A 26,989-nucleotide genomic window follows, 5' to 3' on the forward strand; every position below is an offset into this window, starting at 1 on the left:
AAGTCAGTATAGACTTATTTTATTTACCTATTAGGCTTTACTTGTTCAAAAAGAAGTGTACCAGAACTTGAAATTAGATCTCCTACCGAATCTAATATAAGATCGGCAAGCGGTGCTAAAGTTTGATAATCCCCAGTCCCAGATAGCACACCAATCGCATAACAATCCCCGCTATTTTTCGCTAAATGTAAATCTGTTGGGGTATCTCCAATAACAGCAATTTCTGACGGTATGAGATGAAATCTTTCGCAAATGAATTCTATAATTTTTTTATCTGGTTTTTGTGCTGGGAAAGTGTCAGAAGTAATTATACAATCAAAGAAAGATTCCAATTGATATTGCTTCAAGAATAATTCTGTTGGCGCTAAATCATCAGCTGTTACAACACCTAAAATAAATTCTCTATCTTTCAACGCTTGCAAAATTTCCGGAATATTCGCGGTCATTTTCATATGAGAGCGGTGTTCATACATAAGAGTAAATAATTGCTGACTCACCCACTGAGACATATTCTCTTCTTTTTCTGATGAAATATATTCACAAAATACTTTTGCTACATCACGACTTGTTCCAGCTGCTAAGGCACTCTCAGGATGAACAAAATTTTCTTCTACACCTATTTCACTTAAAAGCGTTTGTTGTAAAGATTGTGGTAAATCATATACCTTTATAAGCTCAGCGACAAGTTCTTCGGCCACTTTTACCCAAACGGAATGAAAATCCATTAATGTACCATCTTTATCAAATAATATTGCTTTGATCTTCTCCATAACCCCCCACCTTTCTCTTCTTCTCTCTCCCATTGTAACAAGGAAATATGGATAAAAAATGAATATATTGTAAAGATGCCATAAAAAACAAACAAACTTCCAATTTACAATCTAAATCGAATCATTTGACTATCATTTTGGAAAGGCGTAGAATTACTTTCATCGTAATGAGCTAATTATTTAACTTTATTAACTATCATGATAGTTTCCTACAATTTTTATATTATTATAGGAGATGTTTATATGGTTGAAGAAATGTTTTATCGAAAAATATTAGAAAATCTCTTTTCAGACCCTATTGAAGTGACACTTTGGGATGGAAAAACAGTTCAATATGGTGAAGGAGAACCTCTATTTCAAATTACATTCCATAAACCCCTTTCCAAAAAAGAACTTGCCAACGACCCATCGATTGCATTCGGCGAAGCTTATATGAATGGAGATATTGAATTAAAGGGTGATCTTGAAAAAGCGATTGAGTCCATTTACAAGAGCCAAGAAAGCTTTTTAGGAAATAGTAAGTTGCAATACTTCACAAGTAAATGGAATTTTTCAAAGAAGAAAAACAAAGAAGACATTACTCATCACTATGATATTGGAAACGACTTTTATAAATTATGGCTTGATGACACAATGACGTATTCTTGTGCTTATTTTCAGCATCCTGATGACCCCTTAACAACAGCTCAACATAATAAAGTAAATCACATTCTAAAAAAATTAAATCTGCGTAAAGGAGATACTTTGTTAGATATCGGATGCGGATGGGGAGAACTGATTACAGCAGCCGCGAAACAATATGGCGTGAAGGCAATGGGCGTAACATTAAGTGAAGAACAATACGCAAAAACTACTGAAAAAATTAAGCAAGAAGGCCTTACTGATTTAGTGGAAGTTGCCTTACTTGATTATCGTGACATTACAAATCGCAAGTTCGACAAAATTGTAAGTGTTGGTATGATTGAACATGTGGGAAAAGATCGTATTACTGAATATTTTCATACAGTAAATCGTCTATTAGCAGACGGTGGTGTTTCTGTACTACATTGTATTACTTCTCCAACAGATGGAGCTACAAATGGATGGATTGAAAAATATATCTTCCCTGGCGGATACGTTCCATCTGTTAGTGAATTAATTACAAACATCACGAATCAAAAAATGTTCCTCGTGGATGTGGAAAGTTTACGAAGACACTACGGTAAAACATTGGAACACTGGGCCAAAAATTTCGAAAATGCACTTGATGAAATTCGCAAAACGAAAGATGAACGCTTCATCCGGATGTGGCGCCTCTATTTAAATGCTTGCGCAGCTTCATTCTATACTGGCAATATCGACTTACACCAATTCGTATTTACTAAAGGGATTAATGATGATATTCCATGGACACGCGCCTATATGTATGATACAAAGCAATAATAAGCTATTAAAAAAGAGGATGCCATTATAAGGCGTCCTCTTTCTGCTCAGGAACAAATAGTTCTAAGCAATGATAGATGTTTTCAAACTCCATCGGTGCATCTCCACCGTATTCACCATCTAAGTTGATCATTAACTTATCAGGCGAATGCACCTTAATACGATTTGCTTGCGTATATAATACTTTTGGATTGTTAATATGCTCACCGCGCTGCGCTTGAGTTGCCGCTTTAATTAAATCCGCTATTGATCCTTTTTTCAGTACTAACAAGTCAAATAACCCATCATTAATAGAAGCATATGGTGCTACCTTTTCAAATCCACCTACTGAACGTGTATTTGTAATTAAAAACATCGTAATTTCTTCTTGCAGCAACTTTCCATCATACTCAATCTCAACATACGTTGGATGTAATGACGGTAACATTTCAATTCCTTTTAAGTAATATGCTAATTGTCCTAGCACTGTTTTTAATTTGCTCGGCACTTCATACGTTAACTCTGTAATACGTCCGCCTCCAGCAATATTAATAAAATATGTATCGTTTGCTCTACCAAGATCTAACGGGACCGTTTTCCCTTCACAGATAATATCTGCCGCTTCTTCAATAGAACGTGGGACACCAATAGCACGTGCAAAATCATTCGTTGTTCCAACTGGAATAATTCCAAACTTCGGACGATGTTCTTGCTCTACTAAACCATTTACCACTTCATTTAAAGTCCCATCACCGCCTGCTGCAATGACTACATCAAATTTACGCTTTGCCGCTTGCCTTGCCGCAATTGTTGCGTCTCCAGGCCCTGTTGTCGCGTGACAAGATGTTTCATATCCAGCTTGTTCTAATTTCTGTAATACTTCTGGTAAATGCTTTTTAAATAACTCACGACCAGAAGTAGGATTATAAATTATTCTTGCTCGTTTCATCATGTATTAGCACAGGAATTTTCTCATTCATCAATTCAGAAAAAAGAATATATCCAACTTTTCTCCAGCCTTCCTATGCCTGCCTCCTCTCATCTCCATATCCTTCTTTTATCCCAATTTAAAAGGACAAGTAAGAACCAGGATTCATATCGCTATGCATTCGCAAATCCTACCATTCTTCATCGCTATTACTGTTTGTTTTATGGAAAACATGGGAATCTTAATGATCTATTTTTCATAAGATAAAAAACTTTATATGTCTAGATGTATCATTATTCCCACCTTTTTGCAACTATCATACCATAGTTGCTATACAAACATTTTCCCACATTTTACAGAAAAAAACACCCACATGCGGGTGTTTTTTTCCTTGATCTTTCATTACGGACTAGTTCTTGCAGCTAGAAGGATCAGGCGTTTCTCCTCCTGTAGTGAAGCAAAAAACACTTCTCTTTCGAAGGCTCCAACGCCTCCTTCTTCTAATCGAACCGCCTATGCTTTTCTTTTTATCGCTTATTTATTTCTTCTAGTAAGATTTTATTCACAAGCGGTGGGTTTGCTTGTCCTTTTGTCGCTTTCATAATTTGACCAACTAAGAAACCAATTGCACGGTCTTTACCGTTTTTAAAGTCTTCAATAGATTGTGCATTATTATCAAGGATTTCTGTTACAATCTTACGAAGTGTACCTTCATCAGAAATTTGAACAAGACCTTTTGCTTTCACGATTTCTTCTGGGTCTCCACCTTTTTCAATTAACTCGTTAAATACTTTCTTCGCAATTTTAGAAGAAATCGTACCTTTCTCGATTAATTGAATCATTTTAGATAGCCCAGCAGGTGTTAAAGCTACATCTTTTAATTCTTTTTGTTGTTTGTTTAAATATGCAAGCACTTCACCCATTAGCCAGTTTGATGCTAACTTCGCATCTGCACCGCCTGCAACTGTTTCCTCAAAGAAATCAGACATTTCTTTTGTTAATGTTAATACGTGTGCATCGTAAGCTGGCAGACCAAGTTCTGCAACATAACGTGCTTTACGAGCATCTGGAAGTTCAGGAATGGAAGCACGAACTTGTTCTTTCCATTCCTCATCAATATAAAGTTCAACTAAATCCGGTTCTGGGAAGTAACGATAATCGTCAGATCCTTCTTTTACACGCATTAAGATTGTTTTCTTTGTAGCTTCATCATAACGACGTGTTTCTTGTTGAATAATACCACCGGATAGTAATTCTTTTTCTTGACGAGCTTGTTCAAACTCAAGACCTTTTTGAACATAAGTGAAAGAGTTTAAGTTTTTTAGTTCTGCTTTTGTACCAAACTTCTCTTGCCCTACTGGACGAAGAGAAATGTTTGCATCACAGCGAAGAGAACCTTCTTCCATCTTACAATCAGATACACCAGTGTATTGAATGATTGATTTTAATTTTTCTAAGTATGCATATGCTTCTTCTGGCGTACGCATATCTGGCTCAGATACGATCTCAATTAACGGAAGGCCTTGACGATTGTAGTCTACTAATGAGTAACCTTCACCTGTATGTGTTGATTTACCTGCATCTTCTTCTAAATGAAGACGAGTAATACCGATTCGTTTCTTTTGACCACCTACTTCGATTTCAATCCAACCATTTTGCCCAATTGGTTTATCAAATTGAGAGATTTGGTATGCTTTCGGATTATCTGGATAGAAATAGTTCTTGCGGTCAAACTTCGTTTCTGTTGCGATTTCACAGTTTAAAGCCATTGCAGCTTTCATTGCAAAGTTTACTGCCTCTTTGTTTAAAGTTGGAAGTACCCCTGGGTATCCTAAATCAATTACACTTGTTTGTGTATTTGGATCCGCTCCGAATTCTGTTGGACTCGCAGAGAAAATTTTCGAATTTGTTTTTAACTCAACGTGAACCTCTAAACCAATAATTGTTTCAAAATTCATCTATGCTCGCCTCCTTACAGACTTGCTTTTTTTGTATGATAGTCTGTTGCTTGCTCAAATGCATGTGCAACGCGGTAAATTGTCGCTTCATCGAAATGTTTACCAATGATTTGCAAACCAAGCGGCATATTATTAGCGCCGAATCCACATGGAACAGAAATCGCTGGAACACCTGCTAAGTTTACTGGGATTGTTAAAATGTCATTTGCATACATTGTCATTGGATCATCAATTTTTTCGCCTACTTTAAACGCTGGAGTTGGCGTTGTTGGTCCAATAATCACATCGTAATTTGCAAATACATTTTCAAAGTCATTTTTAATTAATGTACGTACTTGTTGTGCTTTTTTGTAATATGCATCATAGTAACCAGAGCTAAGTGCAAATGTACCGAGCATAATACGACGTTTTACTTCGTCTCCGAACCCTTCACTACGCGTATTTTTGTAAAGATCCATTAAGTTATTCACATTATCAGAACGAACACCGTAGCGTACGCCATCAAAGCGTGACAGATTAGAAGACGCTTCAGAAGAAGAAATTAAGTAGTACGTTGCTAGCGCGTATTTAGAGTGCGGAAGGGATACTTCTTCCCAAGTTGCGCCCATACCTTCTAACACTTTTAAAGCAGCTAGTACGGACTCACGAGCTTCTTCACCAACACCTTCTCCTAAATATTCTTTTGGTACAGCAATACGTAAACCTTTTACATCGCCTGTTAAACCAGCTAAATAGTTACCTACTTCAATATTTGCAGAAGTTGCATCCATACGGTCAACACCTGAAATAGCTTGTAATAAGTACGCATTGTCTTCTACAGTACGTGTAATTGGTCCGATTTGATCAAGTGAAGATGCAAATGCGACTAAACCATAACGAGATACACGTCCATAAGTTGGTTTTAAACCTACAACACCGCAATATGCAGCTGGCTGACGGATGGAACCGCCGGTATCAGAACCTAGAGAGAATAATACTTCTCCTGCTGCAACTGCTGCTGCAGAACCACCGCTAGAGCCACCTGGAACATATTCTAAATTCCATGGATTTTTCGTAGCATAAAAACCAGAGTTTTCATTGGAAGAACCCATTGCAAACTCGTCCATATTTAATTTACCGATTGTAATTGTGTCAGCTTCGTTTAACTTCTGCACAACTGTCGCATCATAAATTGGATCAAAGTTTGCTAACATTTTGCTTGCACAAGTTGTACGAAGACCTTTTGTTACAATGTTATCTTTAACACCGATTGGCATACCGAATAATAGACCATTATCTTCAGCACCAATTTTTGCATCTAATTCTTTCGCTTTCGCACGTGCGTTTTCTTCATTTAATGTAAGAAACGCTTTTACGTTATCTTCAACATCCGCAATACGTTTGTAAGACTCTTCTACTAAATCCGTAACGGAAATTTCTTTGTTGTTTAATTTCTTATGTAACTCTGATACAGAATGATCAAATAATGACATCGAAATTCCCCCCCTATTCTAATACTGCTGGAACACGGATTTGATTCTCTTTGTGATCCGGTGCATTTTTTAATACTTCTTCTACTGGTAAACCTTGTTCTGGTACATCTTCACGCATAACATTTCTCATCGTTAATACGTGAGTTGTTGGTTTGACATTTGTTGTATCCAATTCATTTAACTGTTCTGCAAAAGTAACAATTGCATCGAGTTGTTTTTGAAACTTTTCTGCTTCTTGATCTGTAATGGCAAGACGCGCTAAATGCGCTACATGCTTTACATTCTCAACGGAAATTCTTGACACGGCTAGGCCACCTCCATAATATATCGTGCAATCTACAATACTATTGATGATACCAAATTTTCAGTACTTCAAGCAAGTCAACACATGGCACTTATAGCACTTTTACATAAAAAAAGAAAGGCTTTTGCCCTTCTCGTAAATCACTCTTTATCTAATGGTTTATTTTTCGGAAATCTTTCGTTATCTTCTTCATTATCACGAATTGTTTTTTGAAGTACAAAACATGACATTGTTAAAAACAATGTACCTATTAAATAGTATCCTTTTACACTAAGCGTTTCATCTAGTGTATAAATACCAATCAACATACCTGAAAGCGCACAAACAAACGAAGTCCATGCTAAAAACGTGAACGCTTGCGTATTTCTCCTTCTCATTGTTCTCCCCCTTATAGCTGCATATCCATTATAGATAAATATATTTATCATCATGGATTTTTATGTAATTTTTTCTCTTTATTAATCTATCATAAAATTTTCTCACTTCACAACTTATTTTCGAATTAATCAAAAAAATATATGGTGTTATCGTTATTGACTGTGCACCAACGAGTGAAACACTTGCTATGTTAAGTTTTCTTGACATGCTCGGATGGTGGATGGAAAAACTCTTTTCTATTAACAGAAAAGTATTAAAAGTTGCCCGTCCTGTGGCACAACCTTTACTCGGTATCCCTCTTCCTACAGATGATATCATGGATGAATTAACAAACACACTCAAGCAACTAGAAGAAATACGAGAACTTTTTCCAATCGTGATATAATAAAGTGAAACTTTAATCAGTGGGGTTTTTCTTCATCTCCCACTGATTCTGAGCCCTCACCAATCGGGCTGTTACGGGCAGCCCTACTCCCACCTATCTTCCTTGCTTCTCTCTGAATCTTGAGATGGGAGTCTTACTGCCCTAAAATAGCGGGATAAATTCACATTGTTGTAAATCCTGAAAAATGATGATTAACGAGGCTCAGTATAGCTTTACCTATTAAAGTATTACTATCGAATAACAATATGGGAAGCCCTCTCCTTAAGGGCTTTCTATTCCTTTACTCGGAGATGATCGATTTGATTAAAACACCTAAAGCGAAACATGTATCTACCAATATGATAATTTGGATTATTCCCTTATTATTTTTCATTCATAATCTTGAAGAATCTATTAGTATGCCTCAATATCTCGCTAATCAATTCTCTATCAACTTCATAAATACGCATCAATTTCTAATAGCAATTTGTATATTAACAACCATTGTTCTGCTCTTTATCATTCTCTATCAACTTCATATTATCTCTTCTATTTACTGGATTATTTTCATACAAGGTGCTATTTTCTTTAACGCTGTTCAACATATGATTTTATTTTTCATGTATCGCGCATACAACCCTGGAGTGATATCAGCATTTATCATTGTACTATTTTCCCTCTACTTATTTTCTTTAATACAAGTTCCAAAAAAGAAACTAGTCCTTATACTAATTTTCAGCTTACTCTCCTATCCTTCTATGATTTGGATCACCTTATATTTAGCTAGTTTCTTTGACTAACCAAAATAAGAGAGACCAGGAAAACTCCTGATCTCTCCACTCTCCTTCACAGACGTTATTTTTTATGGTATACAGAATTGGAAGATACAAAAAATTAGGGTTTCATCTGTTAAGTAAGATTATATGTTGAACAGACTAACAGCGGAGGGGTTCCTTCTGTTAATCCGTTAAACGCACTATCATTTAACAATTTTTTCTATTTCATCAAGTGAAAGATCTACTGAGATCGAACCATCCTTCGTTTCTTTCTTAATTGCATCTGTTACTTCTTTTGAATGGTATAATTTAATCACTTTTTTGATTGTTGGATCATCTTTATCTTTCGTACGAGCTGCGAAGATGTTAATATACGCTTTCGCACTGTCGTTTTTTGGATCTTCTAAGAAAATAGGATCTTTCGCAGGATTTAAACCAGCTTGACCAGCTACACCATTGTTAATAACGGAAGCTGCTACATCCTTTAATACACGAGGGGTTTGCTGTGCAATAACTGGTGTAATTTTTAATTTTTTTGGATTTTCAGCAATACCACTTGGATCGCCGAATAAACCGAAATCTTTTTTCAATTTTAATAGGCCCGCTGCATCAAGAAGTTTTAAGGCACGTGCTTGATTCGTTGGATCATTCGGAATAGCAATTTCTGAACCATTTGGAATGTCATTTGGTTTTTTATACTTTTCAGAGAATAATCCCATTGGTGCAATTTGCGTTGTACCTACAGCTGTAATATCTAATTTATGTTCCTTTTTAAACTGCTCTAAAAAGGCAATATGTTGAAATGCATTCAATTCAATATCCCCATCAGCTAATGCTTTATTTGGCGTTGTATAATCAGAGAACTCCACAAGTTTGATTTTCATACCTTCTTTCTCAGCTTTCTTCTGAAGAATGCTCCAAGCTTCTCCATCCGTTCCTGTTACACCGATGCGAACGACCTTCTCCTTTTCTTTCGCTTCAGCATCCCCATTTGAGCAACCACTCAAAGCGGTAATTCCTACAATTGCTGATAATGCAAATGCTAATATCTTTTTCATCTTCTATCCCTCTTCTCTTCTTTATGACCTTCTTAAAAATATTTTCGAGAAATAATTCCCTAGATGTTGAGCTAATTGTACAAGAATAATAAGCAATACAACTGTCACGAACATAACCGATGTATCAAAGCGTTGATAACCATATGTCATTGCTAAATCACCAAGACCACCGCCACCAACAAGCCCAGCCACTGCTGAAAACTCAATTAAGCCAACAGTCATAAACGTAACCCCTAAAATTAATGGTGCCAATGCCTCCGGAACAAGAATTTCAAACACAATTCTTAATGGTGATGCCCCCATTGCTTGCGCTGCCTCGATTACTCCTTTCGGTACTGAAACAAGATTTGTTTCTACCATTCTGGCAATTCCAATCGAAGCAACAAGTGTCATTGGAAAAATCGCTGCAGCTGTTCCGATTGTTGTTCCAATAACAGTTCTTGTAATGGGACTTAAAGCTACTAAAAAGATAATAAACGGAATTGGACGAATCGTATTAATAACAATATTAAGAATAGAAAAGACCAATTTATTTTCTAAAAAGTTACCTTTCCTTGTCACATATAAAAGTAAACCTAGAGGTATACCTAGTATTGCGGCGAATATAAGAGTTACAATTACCATTAAAAGGGTATCCCCTGTCGCATCGAGAATCCGTGGCCAAAATATACTCCAATCAACTCGCATGTGCTTTAACCTCCTTCAGTTGTACTTGCAGTCTGAGATATTGTAAGGCTTTTTGAATTTCTTTTTGTTCACCTTGCAGTTCTACAAGAAGATTTCCAAATAACACATTTTGTAATTCAATAATGTTTCCGTAGAGCACATTTACATCCACATTATAATTTTTGGCAATATACGATAATACCGGCTGTCCTGTCTCTTCACCCGTAAATGTTAATCGATAAATTTGTCCACCAGTTTGAATTTTTGCTAGTACACTTTCTGGTAAATGGTCATTCACAACAGAACGAACAAAATTTTGAGTCGTTTTTGTTTTTGGTTTTGTAAAGATATCAAATAATGTCCCTTCTTCAATGACTCTCCCTTTCTCCATAACTGCCACGCGGTGACAAATTTCTTTCACAACTTGCATTTCATGTGTAATGAGGAGAATTGTTAATTTATATTCTTTGTTTATTTTCTTTAATAGATTCAAAATTTCTGTGGTTGTTTCAGGATCTAATGCCGATGTTGCTTCATCACAAATAAGAATATCTGGTGATGTAGCAAGTGCTCTCGCAATTCCAACACGTTGTTTTTGTCCCCCTGACAATTGCTCTGGATAATAATTTGCTTTATCTTCTAATCCTACAAATTCCAACAGCTCATTTACTCTTTCTTTTATCTCATTCTTCGGTACTTTCGCTAACTTTAATGGATATGCAATATTCCCAAACACTGTTCTTGAATTGAATAAATTAAAACTTTGGAAAATCATTCCGATTCTTTGTCTTAACTGTCGTAACTCCTTTGTTGTTAGAGATGTAATGTCTTTATCATCTATTGAAACTTTCCCTGAAGTCGGTCTTTCTAACATATTAACTAAGCGTAATAATGTGCTTTTTCCAGCGCCACTAAACCCAATAATACCGAATACTTCTCCCTTTTTAATCGAAAGTGTTACATCTTCTACTGCATGAATAGGCTCTCCACCAGATTCATATACCTTACTTACATTTGTAAAAGAAATCATTTTTTCCCCTCCCATATGCTATAGCAACTTGAAGTAGACCTCCCGAGGTAAAATAAAAAGCGCCCTCCTTCTTATCAGTCATAAAAGATAAGAAGGAGAGCACTTTTAAATATACTCGTTCACATCTTCTCATCTTTCAAGTCCTTTTTAGACTTGCTGGAATTAGCACGGTATTAAAAAACCCGTTGCTGAGGTATCATAGGGCCAGTCCCTCCACCTCTCTGGATAAGAATGTCTCGATTTAATTGTTATTTAATTATTTTTTATTATAAAACTCAGAAAAGTTAGAGTCAACATAAAATTCCTAAAGTATAGCGATTATTTTTCTATTGGAATTTTCAAATCAAATGTAAAATTCTTCTCTTATTCTCTTTTGCAAAGGAAAATATCCCTGCCTCATTGAATAAAATGACATGAATACGAAATATAGTGGAGGACGATAAATAATATGAAAACAGCACTGTTACTCGTTGATATTCAAAATGACTATTTTCCGAATGGAAAGATGGAATTACGTAATGCCGTAGAAGCTAGTGAGTACGCTCGTCAATTATTACAATATTTTCGACAAACAAACCAACCAATTTTTCATATTCAACATGTATCTTTTGGGGATCATGCAACTTTCTTCCTCCCCAATACAGAAGGTGTCCATATTCACGAAAGCGTTCGTCCCTTACAAAATGAAACGGTGATTTTAAAACACTATCCGAATAGCTTTCGAGAAACAAATCTATTACAGAAACTACAGAAATTAAAAATCGAGCGTATTATTATATGCGGAATGATGACACATATGTGTATTGATGCTACCGTGAGAGCTGCTTTTGATTTTGGGTTTCATTGCACCGTGATACATGATGCTTGCGCAACGAAAGACCTTCTCTTTAAAAATGCCACTATTCCCGCTGTCTATATTCATAACACCATTTTGGCAAGTCTAAATGAAGGATATGCTGATGTAATAAGTACAGAAGAATTTTTACCCGTCTAAAAAATTCTATCTATTACCCTTTTTACTATATTTGTGAATATAAAAACACTACTTTCAGTCAATAAAACTGAAAGTAGTGTTCTCTTGCCTAACCATAGATTTTCTTTCAAGTTGTATTATACAGGAATTCCATAAAAATAATACAGAAAAATACGACGAATTGAATAAATTTTGTAGCATTCTATTCGTTTCATAACATAACCTACGTAAAAGAGCACAAAACCATGAACTTTTAATATCAACACAAAATGACAATAGATCAGCTTAATCAAAAAATGTTGCTATTACAAACGTAAAAAGAACCCGTCCAAAAGTTATACATTTTGGAAAGGCTCTCTTTGTTACTTCTTATAACATTTCAGAAGTTGTTTTTGCTTGCATATGAAGCGCTAAGTAATCAGGACCACCAGCTTTAGAATCTGTACCAGACATGTTAAAACCACCGAATGGTTGATAACCTACGATTGCTCCAGTACATCCACGGTTAAAGTATAAGTTACCTACATGGAAGTCTTCACGTGCTTTTTCAATATGTGCACGGTTGTTAGAGATTACTGCTCCTGTTAAACCGTATTCTGTATTATTTGCAATTGCAAGCGCATGATCAAAGTCTTTTGCTTTACAGAATGCTACTACTGGTCCGAAGATTTCTTCTTTCATTAAGCGAGCATCTTCTGCAACGTCAGCAACGATTGTTGGCTGGATAAACCATCCTTTAGAATCGTCTCCTTCGCCACCTGCTACTATTTTCCCTTCTTCTTTACCAATTGCAACATAGCTCATCACTTTATCAAATGCAGCTTGATCATTTACTGGTCCCATATTTGTTCCTTTTTCAGCTGGGTTACCTACAGTTAATTCTTTTGTTAATTCAACTGCACGATTTAATACTTGATCGTATACCTCTTCATGGATGACTGCACGAGAGCAAGCAGAACATTTTTGTCCTGAGAATCCGAATGCGGATGCAACGATAGATTTCGCTGCTAATTCAAGATCTGCTTCTTTATCAACAACGATTGTATCTTTACCACCCATTTCAGCAATAACGCGTTTTAACCAAATTTGACCTGGGTGTACTTTTGCAGCGCGTTCGTAAATACGAATACCTACATCACGTGATCCAGTGAAACTAATGAAACGCGTACGAGGATGGTCTACTAAATAGTCACCAACTTCAGAACCACTACCAGGGATAAAGTTTACTACGCCTGCTGGTAAGCCTGCTTCTTCTAAAACTTCCATAAATTTCGCTGCTACTACAGGTGTTGTACTAGCTGGTTTTAATAATACTGTATTACCAGAAACTAACGCAGCTGTTGTCATTCCTGCCATAATTGCAAATGGGAAGTTCCAAGGTGAAATAATTACACCTACTCCTAATGGAATATAAGAGAAACGGTTATATTCAATAGGACGGCTTTCTACTGGAATACCGTCTTTTAATTTCAACATTTGACGTCCATAATATTCCATAAAATCAATTGCTTCTGCTGTATCAGCATCTGCCTCATTCCATGGTTTACCTGCTTCTTTTACAAGAATAGCAGAGAACTCATGTTTTCTACGGCGAACGATTGCTGCAGCGCGGAATAAAATGTCTGCACGCATTTCGGGTTTCGACTTTCTCCAAGTTTGGAATGTCTCATCAGCCACTTGCATTGCTTTTTCAGCTAATTCGCGACTAGCCTTTGAAACGCTACCAATAACTTCTTCTTTATTCGCAGGGTTTACAGAAACAATTTTATCTTCTGTAGTAATTTTTTCTCCCCCGATAATTAATGGATAGTCTTGTCCAAGATAAGATTCTACTTTCTTTAACCCTTCTTCAAACGCTAATTTGTTAGCCTCTACTGAAAAATCTGTAAAGGGCTCATGTTTGTACGCTACTACCATTCTTTTTAGCCTCCCCTTAGAAAAACGTTTACATTTTACAACATTATTCTACACGATAATTTAGATTTATTCAAATATTCCTAGACTTATATTTTAAAAATTAATAAATTTTTAAAATATAATAAAAAGATTCATACAAAAGTATGAACCTAAAAAACATGCGTATATTCTAAAACATTTTTTCCAATTAACAAAATCGTCACCAATAGGAATAAAGTTCGGACATACCCAACACCTTTTTGCACTGCAAATCTCGACCCAAAATATGCTCCGATAATCATTGATAATCCCATAATAATACCGTATTCAAAATGAATAATATCTAAAAATAAAAATGTAAAGAAAGACACAATATTACTAACAAAATTCAAAACTTTTCCAGATGCAGCTGCTCGAATAAAATCTAAACCAATTAATAAAAATGCAAAAATTAAAAAGGATCCGGTACCTGGACCAAAAAAACCATCATAAAATCCTATCATTAAAATTGCAAAGTAAAACATTAAAGCTTTTCCCTTTGTCATCTTTTTATAAGTAGAGACGCTTCCCCAATCCTTTTTTACAATAATATAAATGGCGATAAATACCAACATAACTAATACAAGTGGCCGTAAAATATCCGGGGGAATACATTTTACAACTAACGCTCCCGCAATTGCTCCCATAATAGTTAATGGGATTAACTTTCCTACAATGCAAAAATCAACTTTTTTTGAACGAATAAAATAAATTGTGCTTGTGAATGCCCCCATTGTTGAAGCTAATTTATTTGTTGCAATCGCTGAAGCAGGTGATAATCCTACGAACATAAGTGCAGGTAATGAAATTAATCCCCCTCCTCCAACAACAGAATCAATAAAAGAAGCTAAAAAGCCGAAAGCCACTAGTAAAACGATAACCTGAAGACTTAATTCATCCATTTCTTTTCCCCTCATCCTTTTATTTGTAACATTAGAAATTATAACAAAATTATTAAAGAAAAAAAGCTATTCCATGAATGGAACAGCTTTTTTCTTTAATTTAAAATTTTCACAAACGGTTCGTCCTGCTTCGCTTCACGTACAATCACAGCTTCTGGATGTTCAACTGACCTAATCGTTACTTGTACTTTCATATAGTTTGGGAAGTACTGCATGACACTTCCAGCTACATATTGAGTAAAGCCGATAATTTCTGATTTTCCATTAAATTGAACCGGAATATCCACTTTCATCTCTTTTAATTCATCATCCTTATAAAATCCTGTACCCACAACAGCCCTGTAATCTCCTTCAAAGTACTTGCTCAGATTCGTCTTAAAGTTATCCATCATGGCATGATCTTCACGTTTATCAGATTTCGCTGCTTCAGAAGGGAATAAGTAATACTTTTCATTAATTGGATTCCATTCTTCAATCGAATCGCTGCCTTTATCAAGTTTAGCATAGGACAAAAAGTTTCCCGGTACAAGTGTCGACTTTGGACCTTGACGATAAATAGCAAAGATAACTGGAACCTCTTTTACCTTTGGATCCTCTTTTTGCATCTCTTTTAAAATTTCCTGTGCCATTTTCTTTCCTTGTTCTAACATCACTTTTTTTGAAATTTCACTTTCACGTGGGTAACCGTGCTCTTCATTATAATATTGAATTGAATTCATCGCTAAGCCAACTACAACCCCACCAAGTTCAGCTTTGTTATTCTTTTGCACATAATAATCATGTTCTAAAATGTTAGAAAGGTATATTGGGGCTTTTTTATGTTTTACCTCTAATGACTCTGCCCCCTCTGGTAACGGCGGATTCAAACCAATATTAGGAAATTTAACGGCATCTTTTTTTAGTTTTTCTTCCAGTTCCTTTTGTTCAGCATCTGTCCGTTTTCTTTTGACAAGCATTTGAATCTTCTGGCCCGTTAAAATTTTGCCGCCTCCAAATAAATAATCCTTTGTACTAAATGATTCTTTTGCAATACGCATTAAACCTGTTTCGAACTCATCTATATCCAAACGACTATTTAACCCTTGTACAACTAAGCCACGTGCCTCACCTGGGTCAAACGGAACGGTCGTTTTATAGTAATCATCGGAAATAGAATACTTCGGAACAATGGCTTGTTCTTTCGCCCCACCTGATTTTTCCACGATCTTCTCTTCTTTTTTTAGTCCCGTGCTACAACCACTTACAAGTAGCCCAAGACTCAATACCGCTAATGCTATTTTTTTCATGGTAAGTGCACCTCTTACTTATTCAGCTCTTGTAAGAACCTCTCTTCATTCCAAATTTCAATATTATGTTTCTCTGCCTGTGCTAATTTCGATCCAGCCGCTTCACCTGCTATGACAAGGTCAGTACTTTTACTTACACTACCCGTTACTTTTCCGCCTAATGCTTCAATTTTTTTCTTTGCTTCACTTCGTCCCATAACTTCTAGTTTACCTGTTAATACAACTGTTTTTCCAGCAAAGTAAGATGCGATATTTTGCAAATCAGCACGCTTTATACCTTTATATGTCATATTAACGCCATAGTCTTTAAACTGTTGAATTAAGTGTAGTACATCTTCATTATCAAAGTACGTAACAATAGATTGCGCCATTTTTTCACCGATCTCATTAATCGCCTTTAATTCTTCTTCCCCAGCTTTCACAAGATTATCCATCGTTTCAAAATGTTCAGCTAATGTTCGTGCTGCTTTTGCTCCAACATGGCGAATACCTAATCCAAATAACAATCGTTCTAATGAGTTTTCTTTCGAAGCTTCAATTGCTTGTACTAAATTAGAAGCTGATTTTTCACCAAAGCGATCAAGCTGGAGTAACTGATCTTTCGTTAAACCATATAGGTCCGCAAATGTTCGAATATAATTTGCTTCAAATAGCTGTGTGATAACGCGTTCTCCTAGCCCATCAATATTCATCGCATTACGTGATACAAAGTGGATTAATCCTTCACGAATTTGAGCTGGACAAGCTGGATTAATGCAGCGAAGAGCCACCTCTTCTTCTAAGCGGACAAGCCCACTATCACAAGTAGGACAGTGCGTTGGCATATGGTATGCTTCTTCTTTACCAGTTCGTTTATCGAAAACAACATTCACAACCTCAGGAATAATATCGCCCGCCTTCTTCACAACGACATAATCGCCAATGCGAATGTCTTTTTCCCGAATTAAATCTTCATTATGTAAAGAAGCACGGCGAACAATCGTCCCAGCTACTCGCACTGGTTCAAGTTCTGCAGTTGGTGTTACAACCCCTGTACGTCCTACACTTAGTTCGATACCAGTTAATCGTGTTACAACTTCTTCAGCTGGGAATTTATAAGCGATTGCCCACCTTGGACTCTTCGCAGTCGTTCCTAAACGTTCTTGCAATGTTACATCATCTACTTTAATTACGATACCGTCAATTTCATAATCAAGATTTGGACGTTTTTCTTGCCATTCTTCTACATAAGCAATTACTTCTTCAATTGTCTCACAGATGCGACGATTCGGATTTGTTTTAAACCCTAGCTCTCCTAAGAAATCTAGTGCTTCACTATGAGATGTAATTGTTTTTCCTTCTATATCAGCTAGTCCATATACAAACATAGATAAGTTACGTTTTGCTGCGATTTTTGGATCCAGTTGACGTAAAGACCCTGCTGCTGCGTTACGAGGATTCGCAAATACAGCTTCGCCATTTTGCTCTTTCTCTTCATTTAATTTTACAAATGAACGCTTCGGCATATAAGCCTCGCCTCGCACTTCTAACGTTACTTCTTCTTGCAAACGTAAAGGAATCGCCTTAATCGTTTTTAAATTTTGTGTAATATCTTCGCCTGTAATACCATCGCCTCGTGTTGAACCTTGAATAAAGCGGCCTTTTTCATAGTGAAGAGAAACTGCAAGGCCGTCAATTTTCAATTCACAAATATATCTTACATTTACACCATCAATTCCTTGACGAACTCTGCGATCAAAATCACGTAAATCCCCTTCATTAAATGCATTTCCTAAACTTAACATCGGTGATTTATGCGTTACCTTTTCAAATATATCAAGGACAGCTCCCCCAACACGAACAGAGGGAGAGTCTTCCGTTATAAATTCTGGGTTTTCTGTTTCTAATTTTATAAGCTCCTGCATATTGCGGTCATATTCCGCATCAGAAACAGAAGGATTGTCTAATACGTGATATTGATAATTAAATGTATTTAAAAGATCACGAAGTTCTTCTATACGCTGTTGTACCGCCTCTTTTGACATATCCTCATTCCTTTCTTATTGTTTCGTCACAGGTGCAAATTTCGCTAATAATCGTTTAATTCCAATCGGACTTGGGAATGCAATATCTAATTCTTTTGCATCACCTTCTCCTTTTACACTGACAACCGTACCGACTCCCCACTTTTGATGGAGCGCTTTATCGCCTACTGCCCAACCAATTTGCTCTCCTCCTGTTGTTTTCACAGTTGGCCTTACAATCTGCGAACGAGAACGTGTCGTTGTCGCTGCCACTTTTGCTTTTGCACCAAATGTTTCTCTTTTTGGTTTTGTTTCATTTAATGGTTCAATTAGTTCTGTCGGAATTTCTGAAATAAATCGAGATGCTGCATTCATATTTGTTCTACCAAATAATGTGCGCATTTGCGCATTCGATAAATATAGCTCTTCTTCCGCACGTGTAATCCCTACATACGCAAGACGGCGTTCTTCTTGCATTTCATCCTCTTCCATAAGCGAACGAGTATGCGGAAAGACCCCTTCCTCTAAGCCAATAATGAAGACAACTGGAAACTCTAACCCTTTCGCTGAATGCATTGTCATTAAAATCACTTCTTCACCAGCAGTTGGGTCTTCATCCACTCGATCGATATCTGCAACAAGTGCTAAGTCTGTTAAGAACGCAACTAAACTCTTATCTTCACTTTGTGATTCAAATGTTTGTGTAACAGATAAAAACTCGTCTAAGTTTTCTAAGCGGCCTTCAGATTCTAAAGTTCGCTCATTCTTAAGCATGTCGCGATAACCCGTTTTTTCAATTACTTCTTCTACTAATTCTGTAACTGATAAATATTCTTGCATGTTTACCCAATTGTGTAATAAACCCGCAAACTCTTTCACAGCCTTTGTAACTTTCGCACTCACACCAACATGTTCAATTTCATCTAATACAGTTGTTAATGAAATTCCATTTTGCACACCGTAATTAATAATCTTATCAATGGAAGTGGCACCAATTCCGCGTTTTGGCACATTAATAATGCGCGCAAAGCTAATTTCATCATCCGGATTCGCAATAAGACGTAAATATGCCAAAATATCTTTAATTTCTTTACGGTCATAGAACTTAATTCCGCCAACAATTTTGTATGGGATATTTGATTTCAAGAAAATCTCCTCGACCATACGAGATTGGGCATTCGTACGATATAATACAGCAAAATCTGTATACTTTCTGTTTCCCATTTGAACTTCATCGCGAATTTTCTTCGCAACAAAGTATGCTTCATCTTTTTCCGTTGCAGCTCGATAATATGAAATTTTGCTTCCAATTTGATTTTCTGTCCATAATTTCTTTGGCTTACGATTTATATTGTTCTCAATAACGGCATTCGCTGCATTTAAAATATTTTTTGTGGAACGGTAGTTTTGTTCTAACAAAATAACCTTTGCGTTCTCATAGTCCTTTTCAAATGAAAGAATGTTGGAAATATCCGCACCACGCCAACGATAAATTGACTGATCAGAATCACCAACAACACAAAGATTTTTAAAGCGCGCTGCCAATTTATTTACAAGCATATATTGCGCTCTGTTCGTATCTTGATACTCGTCCACATGAATATATTGAAACTTACGTTGATAAAATTCCAATACCTCAGGTACGCGCTCAAACAGGTGAATCGTTGTCATAATTAAATCATCAAAATCCAATGAATTATTTTTCAAAAGACGCTTCTGATATTCTGTATACACATCGCTTGATAATTTTTCAAATGGATCCGCAATTGAAATTTGTTTTGCATACTTCTCTGCAGATAACAATTCATTTTTCGCATTACTAATACGAGCTAAAATAGAACGTGGATCGAATTTCTTCGGATCAATATTACGTTCTTTCATAATCTTTTTTACAACAGTAAGTTGATCGCTTGCATCTAAAATAGTGAAGTTTCGATTAATTCCAATACGATCAATGTCACGTCGTAAAATGCGTACACACATAGAGTGGAATGTAGAAATCCAAATATCTTCTGCTTCAGGTCCAACAAGTGTATCGATACGTTCACGCATTTCACGAGCTGCCTTATTTGTGAAGGTAATTGCTAGTATGTTCCACGGTGCAACCCCCTTCTCACCAAGTAAGTATGCAATACGGTGCGTTAACACGCGTGTTTTACCACTACCTGCACCCGCCATTAATAAAAGGGGGCCTTCTGTTGTTTGTACCGCTTTTTGCTGTTCTGGGTTTAAACCGTTCAATAATCGATCTGTCATACTCATATTTACTTGCACCTACTCTCCTTTTACAGCTTTTACTGTTTGTAACGCTGCTTTTATATTCTCATAAATGACGTTCCCAACAACAACTGTATCGGCATATTGCGCTACCTCTTTTGCCTCTTTCACATTTGAAATTCCGCCGCCATAATACAACTTCGCTTGCTGTAATTCTGCCTTTACTTTCTTAACAAGTTCCACATCTCCGTATGTGCCGCTATATTCTAAATAGAAAATCGGTAAGTGTAACAGCTTGTCTGCCATGCGAGCATATGCAATCACATCATCTTCCGTTAAGTCACATTTTGCTTCTGTCAGCTGAGCTACTTTCGCTTCCGGATTTAAAACACAATATCCTTCCATGAAAATTTCATCCCAGTTCATAATATCTCCAAATTCTTTTAGCGCCTCATGATGAACGCCCGTTAACCATTCAACTTTTCGGCTATTCAACACGCTTGGTATATAATAAAAATCAAATCCCGGTGTAATTGCTTCCACATTAGAAACTTCTAATACACAAGGAACTGCATATCTACGAATGCTTACAAGCATGTGCAATACATTATCAATTGTAACTCCATCACTTCCGCCTACAATAACAGCATCTGTGCCAGACTCACAAATCATCTCTAAATGTTCATCACTTATTTCCTTATTCGGATCAAGTTTAAATACATGTTTCCACTTTGAAATATCGTACATGAAAACACCCTTTCTTTTTTCTAATCACCTATTTATTCAAAAAAGGAGTCCGAAGAACGCTAGCTACATAGCGAAAAAACTGGGACTGGTCTTTTTTCATTTCCTTTACGCATTCTTACATTATAACAAAAAAAACATCTTACACACACGCCCTAATCAACATCTTTTCCACCGTCAAATGTTGGATTACATATCGCAAAACTTAGGTGGAACAATAAAAGATGAAATAGTACTTTTTCTATTTCTAAGCTCATTAAGAAAGGAATGTTTTTCTGATGAAGCCAAATATCGGAACAATAAATGCCCTAATTCGAATTACACTCGGATTCGTTCTGTTAAGTTGTAGTACAGCTAAACTCGTACGTAAACCTTGGTGTACTTGGTCTCAAGTTTTATTATGGTGGGGTGCGATGAAAATTGCGGAAGGGTTTGTTCGTTTTTGTCCAATTGTAGAGGTATTGAAATTCGGAAAATATATGAATGCTGTTAAAATTCCTAGCATGGATTTTAAGAAAACGGGACATACTAATCAGGAAGCGAATTCCCCTTCTAGTTCTGACAAACAAACGTCGAATGGAAGTTATGATGCTTCTGACAAAGAGATTGAGTCAGCAATTGAAAAAGCAATTCTGACCAAACCGCTTTGAATCATTTGTCATAGATGCTCTCAAAAAGACTTAGCTGCTGCAGTGGGCAGCTAAGTCTTTTTATTTTACCATAAATCAGAACATACATTCCCAATTTGTTATTTTTCGGAATTTTTCGTTTTAATCATTGTTTAAATGATATAAAAGTGATATCATTTTTATATCAAAAGGAGGCGATTTGTATGAAAGAAAAACAGGTGTTTTATGTAAATGGGTTTCTAGGTATTATCGGGCTCTTAGTCTTAGCTGGTATCGGTGTATTTTGCCTCGTACAAGAAGTATTTATCGTAGCTGCACTTTGTATCATTTTAGCTGCCATTCTTGCTACTGGCATTGGAATTGTTCCACCAAACCAAGCAAAAGTTATTACATTTTTCGGTAATTATTTAGGAACGATTCGTGAAAATGGTTTATTTTTAACAATTCCTTTATCCTTCCGTCAAACTGTTTCTCTTCGCGTAGAAAATTTTAATAGTAAAAAATTAAAAGTAAATGATATTGATGGGAATCCAGTTGAAATTGCAGCTGTTGTTGTTTATAAAGTTGTGGATTCAGCAAAAGCAATTTTCGGTGTAGAACATTATGATGAATTCGTAGAAATTCAAAGTGAAACAGCAATCCGCCACGTCGCAACGAAATATCCGTATGATAATTTTCAAGATGATAAATGCATCACACTACGCGGAAATGCTGAAGAAATTTCAGAAGAACTAAAGCGTGAACTAGAAGCACGCTTAGAAATCGCTGGTGTAGAAGTATTAGAAACTCGTTTAACACATTTAGCTTACGCGACAGAAATTGCGCATGCCATGCTACAGCGTCAGCAAGCAAAAGCGGTACTGGCTGCGCGTAAAGAAATTGTTGAGGGTGCCGTTCAAATGGCAAAAGACTCTATTCAGAAGCTAGATGAAGAAGGTATACTTGATTTAGATGATGAACGTAAAGCAAATATGGTGAATAACTTATTAGTTGCCATCGTTTCAGATAAAGGAGCACAACCGGTTATTAACACAGGAAGTCTATATTAAAGGTTGTAGGTAATATGGCGAAAAAGAAAAGTTTTCCATTACGCATTGATCCTGAATTACACGCAATCATTGAAAAATGGGCGAATGATGAGTTTCGTAGTGTTAATGCTCACATCGAGTATTTACTTCGAGAAATGGCGAAACAAAAAGGAAAGCTCAAAAAAGAGAAATAGGCTTAAAGTTCCCCTATAAAGTTCTTCCCTTTAACAGATAAAAGGAAAGCTATTTTATAAATAGGTTTTAAAATTTCTTAAAAAGTATATAATCATAGTAAGTCTAAAGAAGAGAGTATCTGCCAATACTCTCTCTTATAATATTTAGGTACCACTCTTTGCATATCCGCAATAATAAAACAGACAAAAATTGACTTTCGAACACTCATAATTAATTATGCAAAACAATCTCTTCTCCAGATTTTCTTTGGAAATCTATCATCCTATGATCGACTATGCCATGAGAAAAATACAAAAAAATCCTTATTTTGCATATAGTAACATAAAAGTTTTCATATCACCTTCCTATTCTGCTCTCTTAAAATAATTTGCCTATGCGATGATTAAAGATGAATATAGTCTCTTCTCTTCAATTATCGAATTTCCAAAAGTATAAGAGTAATTTTAGAACCCCTATCTCTCCTATACTATACGAGAAGTCTGATAAATTCATTAAATGTAGCGGTTTTCACACTATCCTTCCGATAAATAAAATACGTTGGAATAAATCTATTTTCATTTAATAACGGTTTCCGAACGAGCTCTTGATGAGAATCGAACTGCTCTGCTACTTCTCTCGGGAGTATAGATACCCCAAGCCCAGCTTTTACACAGCCGATAATACCATCCAAAGAATTTAACTCCATCACTTTCCTCGGAACAATTCCTTCTGACAATAGCCATTCTTCCAATACTTTTCTATAAAAACAGCCCGATTGGAAAACAATAAACGACTGATTTTCCATATACTTATGGTCCAGTAACAAACTTTTCTTTGACAGCAGCATCATTTCTTCTTGAAATACTTCAATTTTTTCGAGTGCTGGATCATCTATACAATTTGCTACAAATGCTCCTTCAAGCTCATGCAAAAGCACCTTTTTCGTTAATTCTTCCGTGCTATTCGTTTGAAGCGCAATCTCAACTTCTGGATATTTTGTATGATAATTAGAAAGAATGTTTGGCAGTCTAACTGCTGCTGCCGTTTCCATCGCTCCAATCTTTAATGTCCCCCCTGGTAAAATCGTATATTTAATATCTCTTTTTGACTCATTCAATAATTGAATCATTTTTTCAGCATATATTAGTAACTTTTCTCCTGCATGTGTTAATGTCACCCCATTTCGATGGCGATAAAACAACTGTGTTTCGTATTCTACTTCTAATCTTTTTATTTTAGCTGTTACATTCGATTGGACAAAATTAAGACGAACTGCTGCTTTTGAAATGCTCTTCTCTTGCGCAACCATATAAAAAGCTACAAAATCTTGTAAATTCATTTTTTCTCATCCTTTCATTCATATCATTATTTTTGATATTACATATTGAAAAACAGTATTTTACGCACTATGTATATTCCACTATCATATGTATTAAGAGCTATTTCAAGAAGGGAGATTACATGAAAGACACAAAAACATGGAAAATGATTTTATCCGGTATCTTTGCCCTAGTAGCTGTAATGGGCATCAGTCGATTCGCTTATACACCCATTATTTCTTTTATGGAAAAGCAAGCTCATGTAGAAGAAGACCTTGCTGGATATTTAGCATCCAGTAACTATCTCGGTTATCTCCTTGGCGCCTTCTTCATTGGATTAATTACGATAAAAAATCGTGAAAAAGTGTTACATCATTGTTTATTTTTCAATGTTCTTTCGACCCTTTGTATGGGCGTTCCCTCTCAAATTTACTTTTGGTTTCCTCTTCGATTTATTGGAGGATTTACGAGCGCTATCGTATTTGTTCTTGCCTCCAGTATTGTTTTAGATTATTTATTTCATCGGAATAAAGTTGTACTAAGCGGGATGATTTATAGCGGCGTTGGAATCGGAATTATTTTTGCTGGAGTATTCGCTCCTCTGTTCAACTCATTTTGGAATTGGCAAGGTGCTTGGCTTGGATTAGGTCTTATTAGCTTTAGTCTAGCTATTTTTGTGTGGAAATGGTTAAAAGAAGATACAAAACATACCGAACAAAAATCAAAAGTTCCTTCAATCCATACAAATCATAGAAAAAACTATTTATTTTGGCTTATTTTAGCTTATGGATTTGAAGGATTTGGCTATATCATTACTGGTACTTTCCTTGTTATGATTGTCGAAAGAATGACACATTCTCTCTTTTACGCATCTTGGAGCTGGATTATTGTTGGAATTGCCGTGATTCCATCTAGCTATCTTTGGTCAAGTCTTGCACAAAAATACGGAACAACGCGTACCCTTACTTTTGCTTATATTTTACAAATGATAAGTATCCTTTCCCCGCTCCTCCTTCCAAATGTTCTCGGATCATTTTTAAGCGCATTATTTCTGGGAGGCACCTTTGTTGGGATTACCATCTTAACAACGACAGAAGCAAAGCGAATCCAGCCGAATGAAAGTAATAAAATTATCGGCTATACAACAGGTGTTTATGGAATTGGGCAAATTATCGGGCCTATATTAACAGGTGTTATCGCAAAACAAACTGATAGCTTTTTCTTCCCACTTCTCATCGCCGCTCTCACTTTATTCATCGCAATTCTACTCTTATTCATCGGTGAAATACGATGTAAACAAGCAGCCAAAAACTCTCTATCGGTACAAGACTCTTTATAAGCTGTTGAAACCATTCCACATTCCCTTTCTTATTTCCTTTCAAAAAAAGAAGCTAACATCTGTTAGCTTCTCGTCATTTCATTTCCAATTGCACGATATCCTATATCATTTCGATAAAATAAACCATCGCTCTTAATCTTTGTAACTTCTGTATATACTTGATCTTTGGCAGATTGTAAGTCGTGCGCTTTGCATGCAACAAATAGCACACGACCACCATTTGTTACAAAATCTCCATGCTGCATCTTTGTCCCTGCATGGAACACAATTACATCTTCTAACATCTCTAGCCCAGAAATAACAGCACCTTTTTCATATGATTCCGGATATCCTTTTGAGGCAAGTACAATACCAATCACAGCTTCTTTAGACCATTTTAGTGTTAACTCACGATTATCCAATACAGCATGACATACATCAACTAAATCATTTTCCAAGCGAGGTAATACAACCTCTGTTTCTGGATCACCAAAACGTGCATTGAATTCGATTACTTTCGGTCCCTCATTAGTTAAAATAAGTCCCGCATATAAAATACCTGTAAATGAACGTCCTTCTTGAATCATTGCTTTTGCAGTTGGATGTAAAATTTTCTCCACCGCTTCATTAACCGCTGATTGTGGAATTTGCGGTACTGGAGAATATGCTCCCATCCCGCCTGTATTCGGTCCTTTATCCCCATCAAAAGCACGTTTATGATCTTGTGCAATTACCATTGGGTGTACTGTTGTTCCATTTACAAATGCCATTAAAGAAAATTCTTGTCCATCTAAAAATTCTTCAATAACAATCTTTTTGCTCGACTCACCAAATTTTACATCGTGCAGCATTTCTCGCGCAGCTTCGAGTGCCTCTTCAAGCGTCATTGCGACTGTCACGCCTTTACCAGCTGCTAAACCGTCCGCTTTAATTACAATTGGTGCACCGACTTTTTTTATGTATGCGACTGCTTCCTCATAATCCGTGAATGTTTCATATGCTGCTGTTGGAATATCATATTTTTTCATTAATTCTTTTGCAAAAGCTTTACTTCCTTCAATTACAGCAGCCGCTTTATTCGGTCCAAAAACGCGAAGCCCCTCTGCTTCAAAACGATCAACGATTCCATTCATAAGAGGAATTTCTGGACCAACAAATGTGAAACCGATATTGTTTTCTTTCGCAAATAAAATAAGTGCATCAAACTCATGTTCCTCGATATCAATTGGTGTTGCTACATCTCGCATACCTTCATTACCTGGTGCTACATACACCTTCTCTATTTTCTCAGACTGTGCAAACTTCCAAGCTAAAGCATGTTCACGTCCGCCGCGGCCGATTACTAATATATTCATA

At 36.2% G+C, this 26,989-nt stretch carries 24 protein-coding genes, 1 pseudogene and 1 riboswitch; of the genes and pseudogenes, 8 read left to right on the forward strand and 17 right to left on the reverse strand.

What is annotated here, in order from left to right; translation table 11 throughout:
- Nucleotides 1–23: 23 nt before the first annotated feature.
- On the reverse strand, nucleotides 24–770 hold the full coding sequence (locus MR059_RS13720) for an HAD family hydrolase (RefSeq protein ID WP_011983423.1): 747 nt from the start codon (nucleotides 768–770) through the stop codon (nucleotides 24–26).
- A 243-nt stretch (nucleotides 771–1,013) separates the two neighbouring features.
- On the opposite strand from MR059_RS13720, the gene MR059_RS13725 reads away from it, so the two are divergent.
- A complete protein-coding gene (locus MR059_RS13725) occupies nucleotides 1,014–2,192 on the forward strand; it encodes an SAM-dependent methyltransferase (RefSeq protein ID WP_011983422.1) in 1,179 nt (392 codons plus the stop codon).
- A gap of 25 nt (nucleotides 2,193–2,217) precedes the next feature.
- Here MR059_RS13725 and MR059_RS13730 read toward each other — a convergent pair whose 3' ends face one another.
- From MR059_RS13730 to MR059_RS13750, 5 genes are all read right to left on the reverse strand, one after another.
- Nucleotides 2,218–3,123: a diacylglycerol kinase gene (locus MR059_RS13730; protein WP_011983421.1), complete on the reverse strand. Its 906-nt coding sequence runs from the start codon at nucleotides 3,121–3,123 to the stop codon at nucleotides 2,218–2,220.
- 503 nt (nucleotides 3,124–3,626) lie between these two features.
- Nucleotides 3,627–5,057, reverse strand: coding sequence for an Asp-tRNA(Asn)/Glu-tRNA(Gln) amidotransferase subunit GatB (gene gatB, locus MR059_RS13735; RefSeq protein WP_011983420.1), 1,431 nt, complete (start codon nucleotides 5,055–5,057; stop codon nucleotides 3,627–3,629).
- A 14-nt stretch (nucleotides 5,058–5,071) separates the two neighbouring features.
- Entirely contained in the window at nucleotides 5,072–6,529 is a 1,458-nt protein-coding gene (gene gatA / locus MR059_RS13740) for an Asp-tRNA(Asn)/Glu-tRNA(Gln) amidotransferase subunit GatA (protein WP_011983419.1), read from the reverse strand.
- Nucleotides 6,530–6,542: 13 nt separating this feature from the next.
- Entirely contained in the window at nucleotides 6,543–6,833 is a 291-nt protein-coding gene (gatC, locus tag MR059_RS13745; RefSeq protein WP_011983418.1) for an Asp-tRNA(Asn)/Glu-tRNA(Gln) amidotransferase subunit GatC, read from the reverse strand.
- A gap of 140 nt (nucleotides 6,834–6,973) precedes the next feature.
- The gene (locus tag MR059_RS13750) at nucleotides 6,974–7,210 is read right to left on the reverse strand and encodes a YiaA/YiaB family inner membrane protein (protein ID WP_001254393.1); all 237 of its coding nucleotides are present in this window, start codon (nucleotides 7,208–7,210) and stop codon (nucleotides 6,974–6,976) included.
- A 140-nt stretch (nucleotides 7,211–7,350) separates the two neighbouring features.
- Between MR059_RS13750 and MR059_RS13755 the strand changes: the two are divergent.
- Both MR059_RS13755 and MR059_RS13760 read left to right on the forward strand, forming a co-directional pair.
- Nucleotides 7,351–7,578 (forward strand): annotated as a pseudogene (locus tag MR059_RS13755) (ArsA-related P-loop ATPase); the annotation flags it as partial.
- A gap of 317 nt (nucleotides 7,579–7,895) precedes the next feature.
- On the forward strand, nucleotides 7,896–8,375 hold the full coding sequence (locus tag MR059_RS13760) for an HXXEE domain-containing protein (RefSeq protein ID WP_011983416.1): 480 nt from the start codon (nucleotides 7,896–7,898) through the stop codon (nucleotides 8,373–8,375).
- A gap of 179 nt (nucleotides 8,376–8,554) precedes the next feature.
- Here the strand turns inward: MR059_RS13760 and MR059_RS13765 are convergent, their stop codons facing one another.
- From MR059_RS13765 to MR059_RS13775, 3 genes are read right to left on the reverse strand one after another with little or no spacing between them, the layout of a single operon-like run.
- On the reverse strand, nucleotides 8,555–9,409 hold the full coding sequence (locus tag MR059_RS13765) for a MetQ/NlpA family ABC transporter substrate-binding protein (protein ID WP_011983415.1): 855 nt from the start codon (nucleotides 9,407–9,409) through the stop codon (nucleotides 8,555–8,557).
- 21 nt (nucleotides 9,410–9,430) lie between these two features.
- Nucleotides 9,431–10,096 (reverse strand): methionine ABC transporter permease, encoded by a 666-nt coding sequence (locus MR059_RS13770; protein WP_011983414.1) that lies wholly within the window; start codon nucleotides 10,094–10,096, stop codon nucleotides 9,431–9,433.
- Nucleotides 10,086–11,105, reverse strand: coding sequence for a methionine ABC transporter ATP-binding protein (locus MR059_RS13775; RefSeq protein WP_242161873.1), 1,020 nt, complete (start codon nucleotides 11,103–11,105; stop codon nucleotides 10,086–10,088). The genes MR059_RS13770 and MR059_RS13775 overlap by 11 nt, the downstream gene beginning before the upstream one ends.
- 126 nt (nucleotides 11,106–11,231) lie before the next feature.
- A riboswitch (SAM riboswitch) is annotated at nucleotides 11,232–11,337 on the reverse strand.
- A 216-nt stretch (nucleotides 11,338–11,553) separates the two neighbouring features.
- Between MR059_RS13775 and MR059_RS13780 the strand changes: the two genes are divergently transcribed.
- Nucleotides 11,554–12,099, forward strand: coding sequence for a cysteine hydrolase family protein (locus MR059_RS13780; protein ID WP_011983412.1), 546 nt, complete (start codon nucleotides 11,554–11,556; stop codon nucleotides 12,097–12,099).
- A 348-nt stretch (nucleotides 12,100–12,447) separates the two neighbouring features.
- Here MR059_RS13780 and pruA read toward each other — a convergent pair whose 3' ends face one another.
- The 6 genes from pruA to pcrB form a co-directional block, all read right to left on the reverse strand.
- Nucleotides 12,448–13,995 (reverse strand): L-glutamate gamma-semialdehyde dehydrogenase, encoded by a 1,548-nt coding sequence (gene pruA, locus MR059_RS13785; RefSeq protein WP_011983411.1) that lies wholly within the window; start codon nucleotides 13,993–13,995, stop codon nucleotides 12,448–12,450.
- A gap of 149 nt (nucleotides 13,996–14,144) precedes the next feature.
- Nucleotides 14,145–14,915: a TSUP family transporter gene (locus MR059_RS13790; protein ID WP_011983410.1), complete on the reverse strand. Its 771-nt coding sequence runs from the start codon at nucleotides 14,913–14,915 to the stop codon at nucleotides 14,145–14,147.
- A gap of 95 nt (nucleotides 14,916–15,010) precedes the next feature.
- Nucleotides 15,011–16,201 carry a CamS family sex pheromone protein gene (locus tag MR059_RS13795; RefSeq protein WP_011983409.1) on the reverse strand — a complete coding sequence of 397 codons (1,191 nt, stop codon included), beginning with the start codon at nucleotides 16,199–16,201 and terminating at the stop codon, nucleotides 15,011–15,013.
- Between the two features lie 14 nt (nucleotides 16,202–16,215).
- The gene (gene ligA / locus MR059_RS13800; RefSeq protein ID WP_011983408.1) at nucleotides 16,216–18,225 is read right to left on the reverse strand and encodes an NAD-dependent DNA ligase LigA; all 2,010 of its coding nucleotides are present in this window, start codon (nucleotides 18,223–18,225) and stop codon (nucleotides 16,216–16,218) included.
- A gap of 15 nt (nucleotides 18,226–18,240) precedes the next feature.
- The gene (gene pcrA, locus MR059_RS13805; RefSeq protein ID WP_011983407.1) at nucleotides 18,241–20,466 is read right to left on the reverse strand and encodes a DNA helicase PcrA; all 2,226 of its coding nucleotides are present in this window, start codon (nucleotides 20,464–20,466) and stop codon (nucleotides 18,241–18,243) included.
- Nucleotides 20,467–20,478: 12 nt separating this feature from the next.
- The gene (gene pcrB / locus MR059_RS13810; protein ID WP_011983406.1) at nucleotides 20,479–21,168 is read right to left on the reverse strand and encodes a heptaprenylglyceryl phosphate synthase; all 690 of its coding nucleotides are present in this window, start codon (nucleotides 21,166–21,168) and stop codon (nucleotides 20,479–20,481) included.
- Nucleotides 21,169–21,443: 275 nt separating this feature from the next.
- Between pcrB and MR059_RS13815 the strand changes: the two genes are divergently transcribed.
- The 3 genes from MR059_RS13815 to MR059_RS13825 all read left to right on the forward strand — a co-directional run bounded on the left by MR059_RS13815 (nucleotide 21,444) and on the right by MR059_RS13825 (nucleotide 23,016).
- A complete protein-coding gene (locus tag MR059_RS13815) occupies nucleotides 21,444–21,815 on the forward strand; it encodes a YgaP family membrane protein (protein ID WP_011983405.1) in 372 nt (123 codons plus the stop codon).
- Nucleotides 21,816–21,997: 182 nt separating this feature from the next.
- The gene (locus MR059_RS13820; RefSeq protein WP_011983404.1) at nucleotides 21,998–22,843 is read left to right on the forward strand and encodes an SPFH domain-containing protein; all 846 of its coding nucleotides are present in this window, start codon (nucleotides 21,998–22,000) and stop codon (nucleotides 22,841–22,843) included.
- A gap of 14 nt (nucleotides 22,844–22,857) precedes the next feature.
- A complete protein-coding gene (locus MR059_RS13825) occupies nucleotides 22,858–23,016 on the forward strand; it encodes a type II toxin-antitoxin system antitoxin (protein WP_011983403.1) in 159 nt (52 codons plus the stop codon).
- 467 nt (nucleotides 23,017–23,483) lie between these two features.
- Here the strand turns inward: MR059_RS13825 and MR059_RS13830 are convergent, their stop codons facing one another.
- Nucleotides 23,484–24,335 carry a LysR family transcriptional regulator gene (locus MR059_RS13830; RefSeq protein WP_011983402.1) on the reverse strand — a complete coding sequence of 284 codons (852 nt, stop codon included), beginning with the start codon at nucleotides 24,333–24,335 and terminating at the stop codon, nucleotides 23,484–23,486.
- Nucleotides 24,336–24,457: 122 nt separating this feature from the next.
- Between MR059_RS13830 and MR059_RS13835 the strand changes: the two genes are divergently transcribed.
- Nucleotides 24,458–25,654 (forward strand): YbfB/YjiJ family MFS transporter, encoded by a 1,197-nt coding sequence (locus MR059_RS13835; RefSeq protein ID WP_011983401.1) that lies wholly within the window; start codon nucleotides 24,458–24,460, stop codon nucleotides 25,652–25,654.
- 62 nt (nucleotides 25,655–25,716) lie between these two features.
- Here the strand turns inward: MR059_RS13835 and purD are convergent, their stop codons facing one another.
- The gene (gene purD / locus MR059_RS13840; RefSeq protein WP_011983400.1) at nucleotides 25,717–26,988 is read right to left on the reverse strand and encodes a phosphoribosylamine--glycine ligase; all 1,272 of its coding nucleotides are present in this window, start codon (nucleotides 26,986–26,988) and stop codon (nucleotides 25,717–25,719) included.
- Nucleotide 26,989 lies beyond the last annotated feature (1 nt).

Source organism: Bacillus cereus group sp. BfR-BA-01522 (assembly GCF_022662635.1).
GTDB lineage: Bacteria > Bacillota > Bacilli > Bacillales > Bacillaceae_G > Bacillus_A > Bacillus_A cytotoxicus.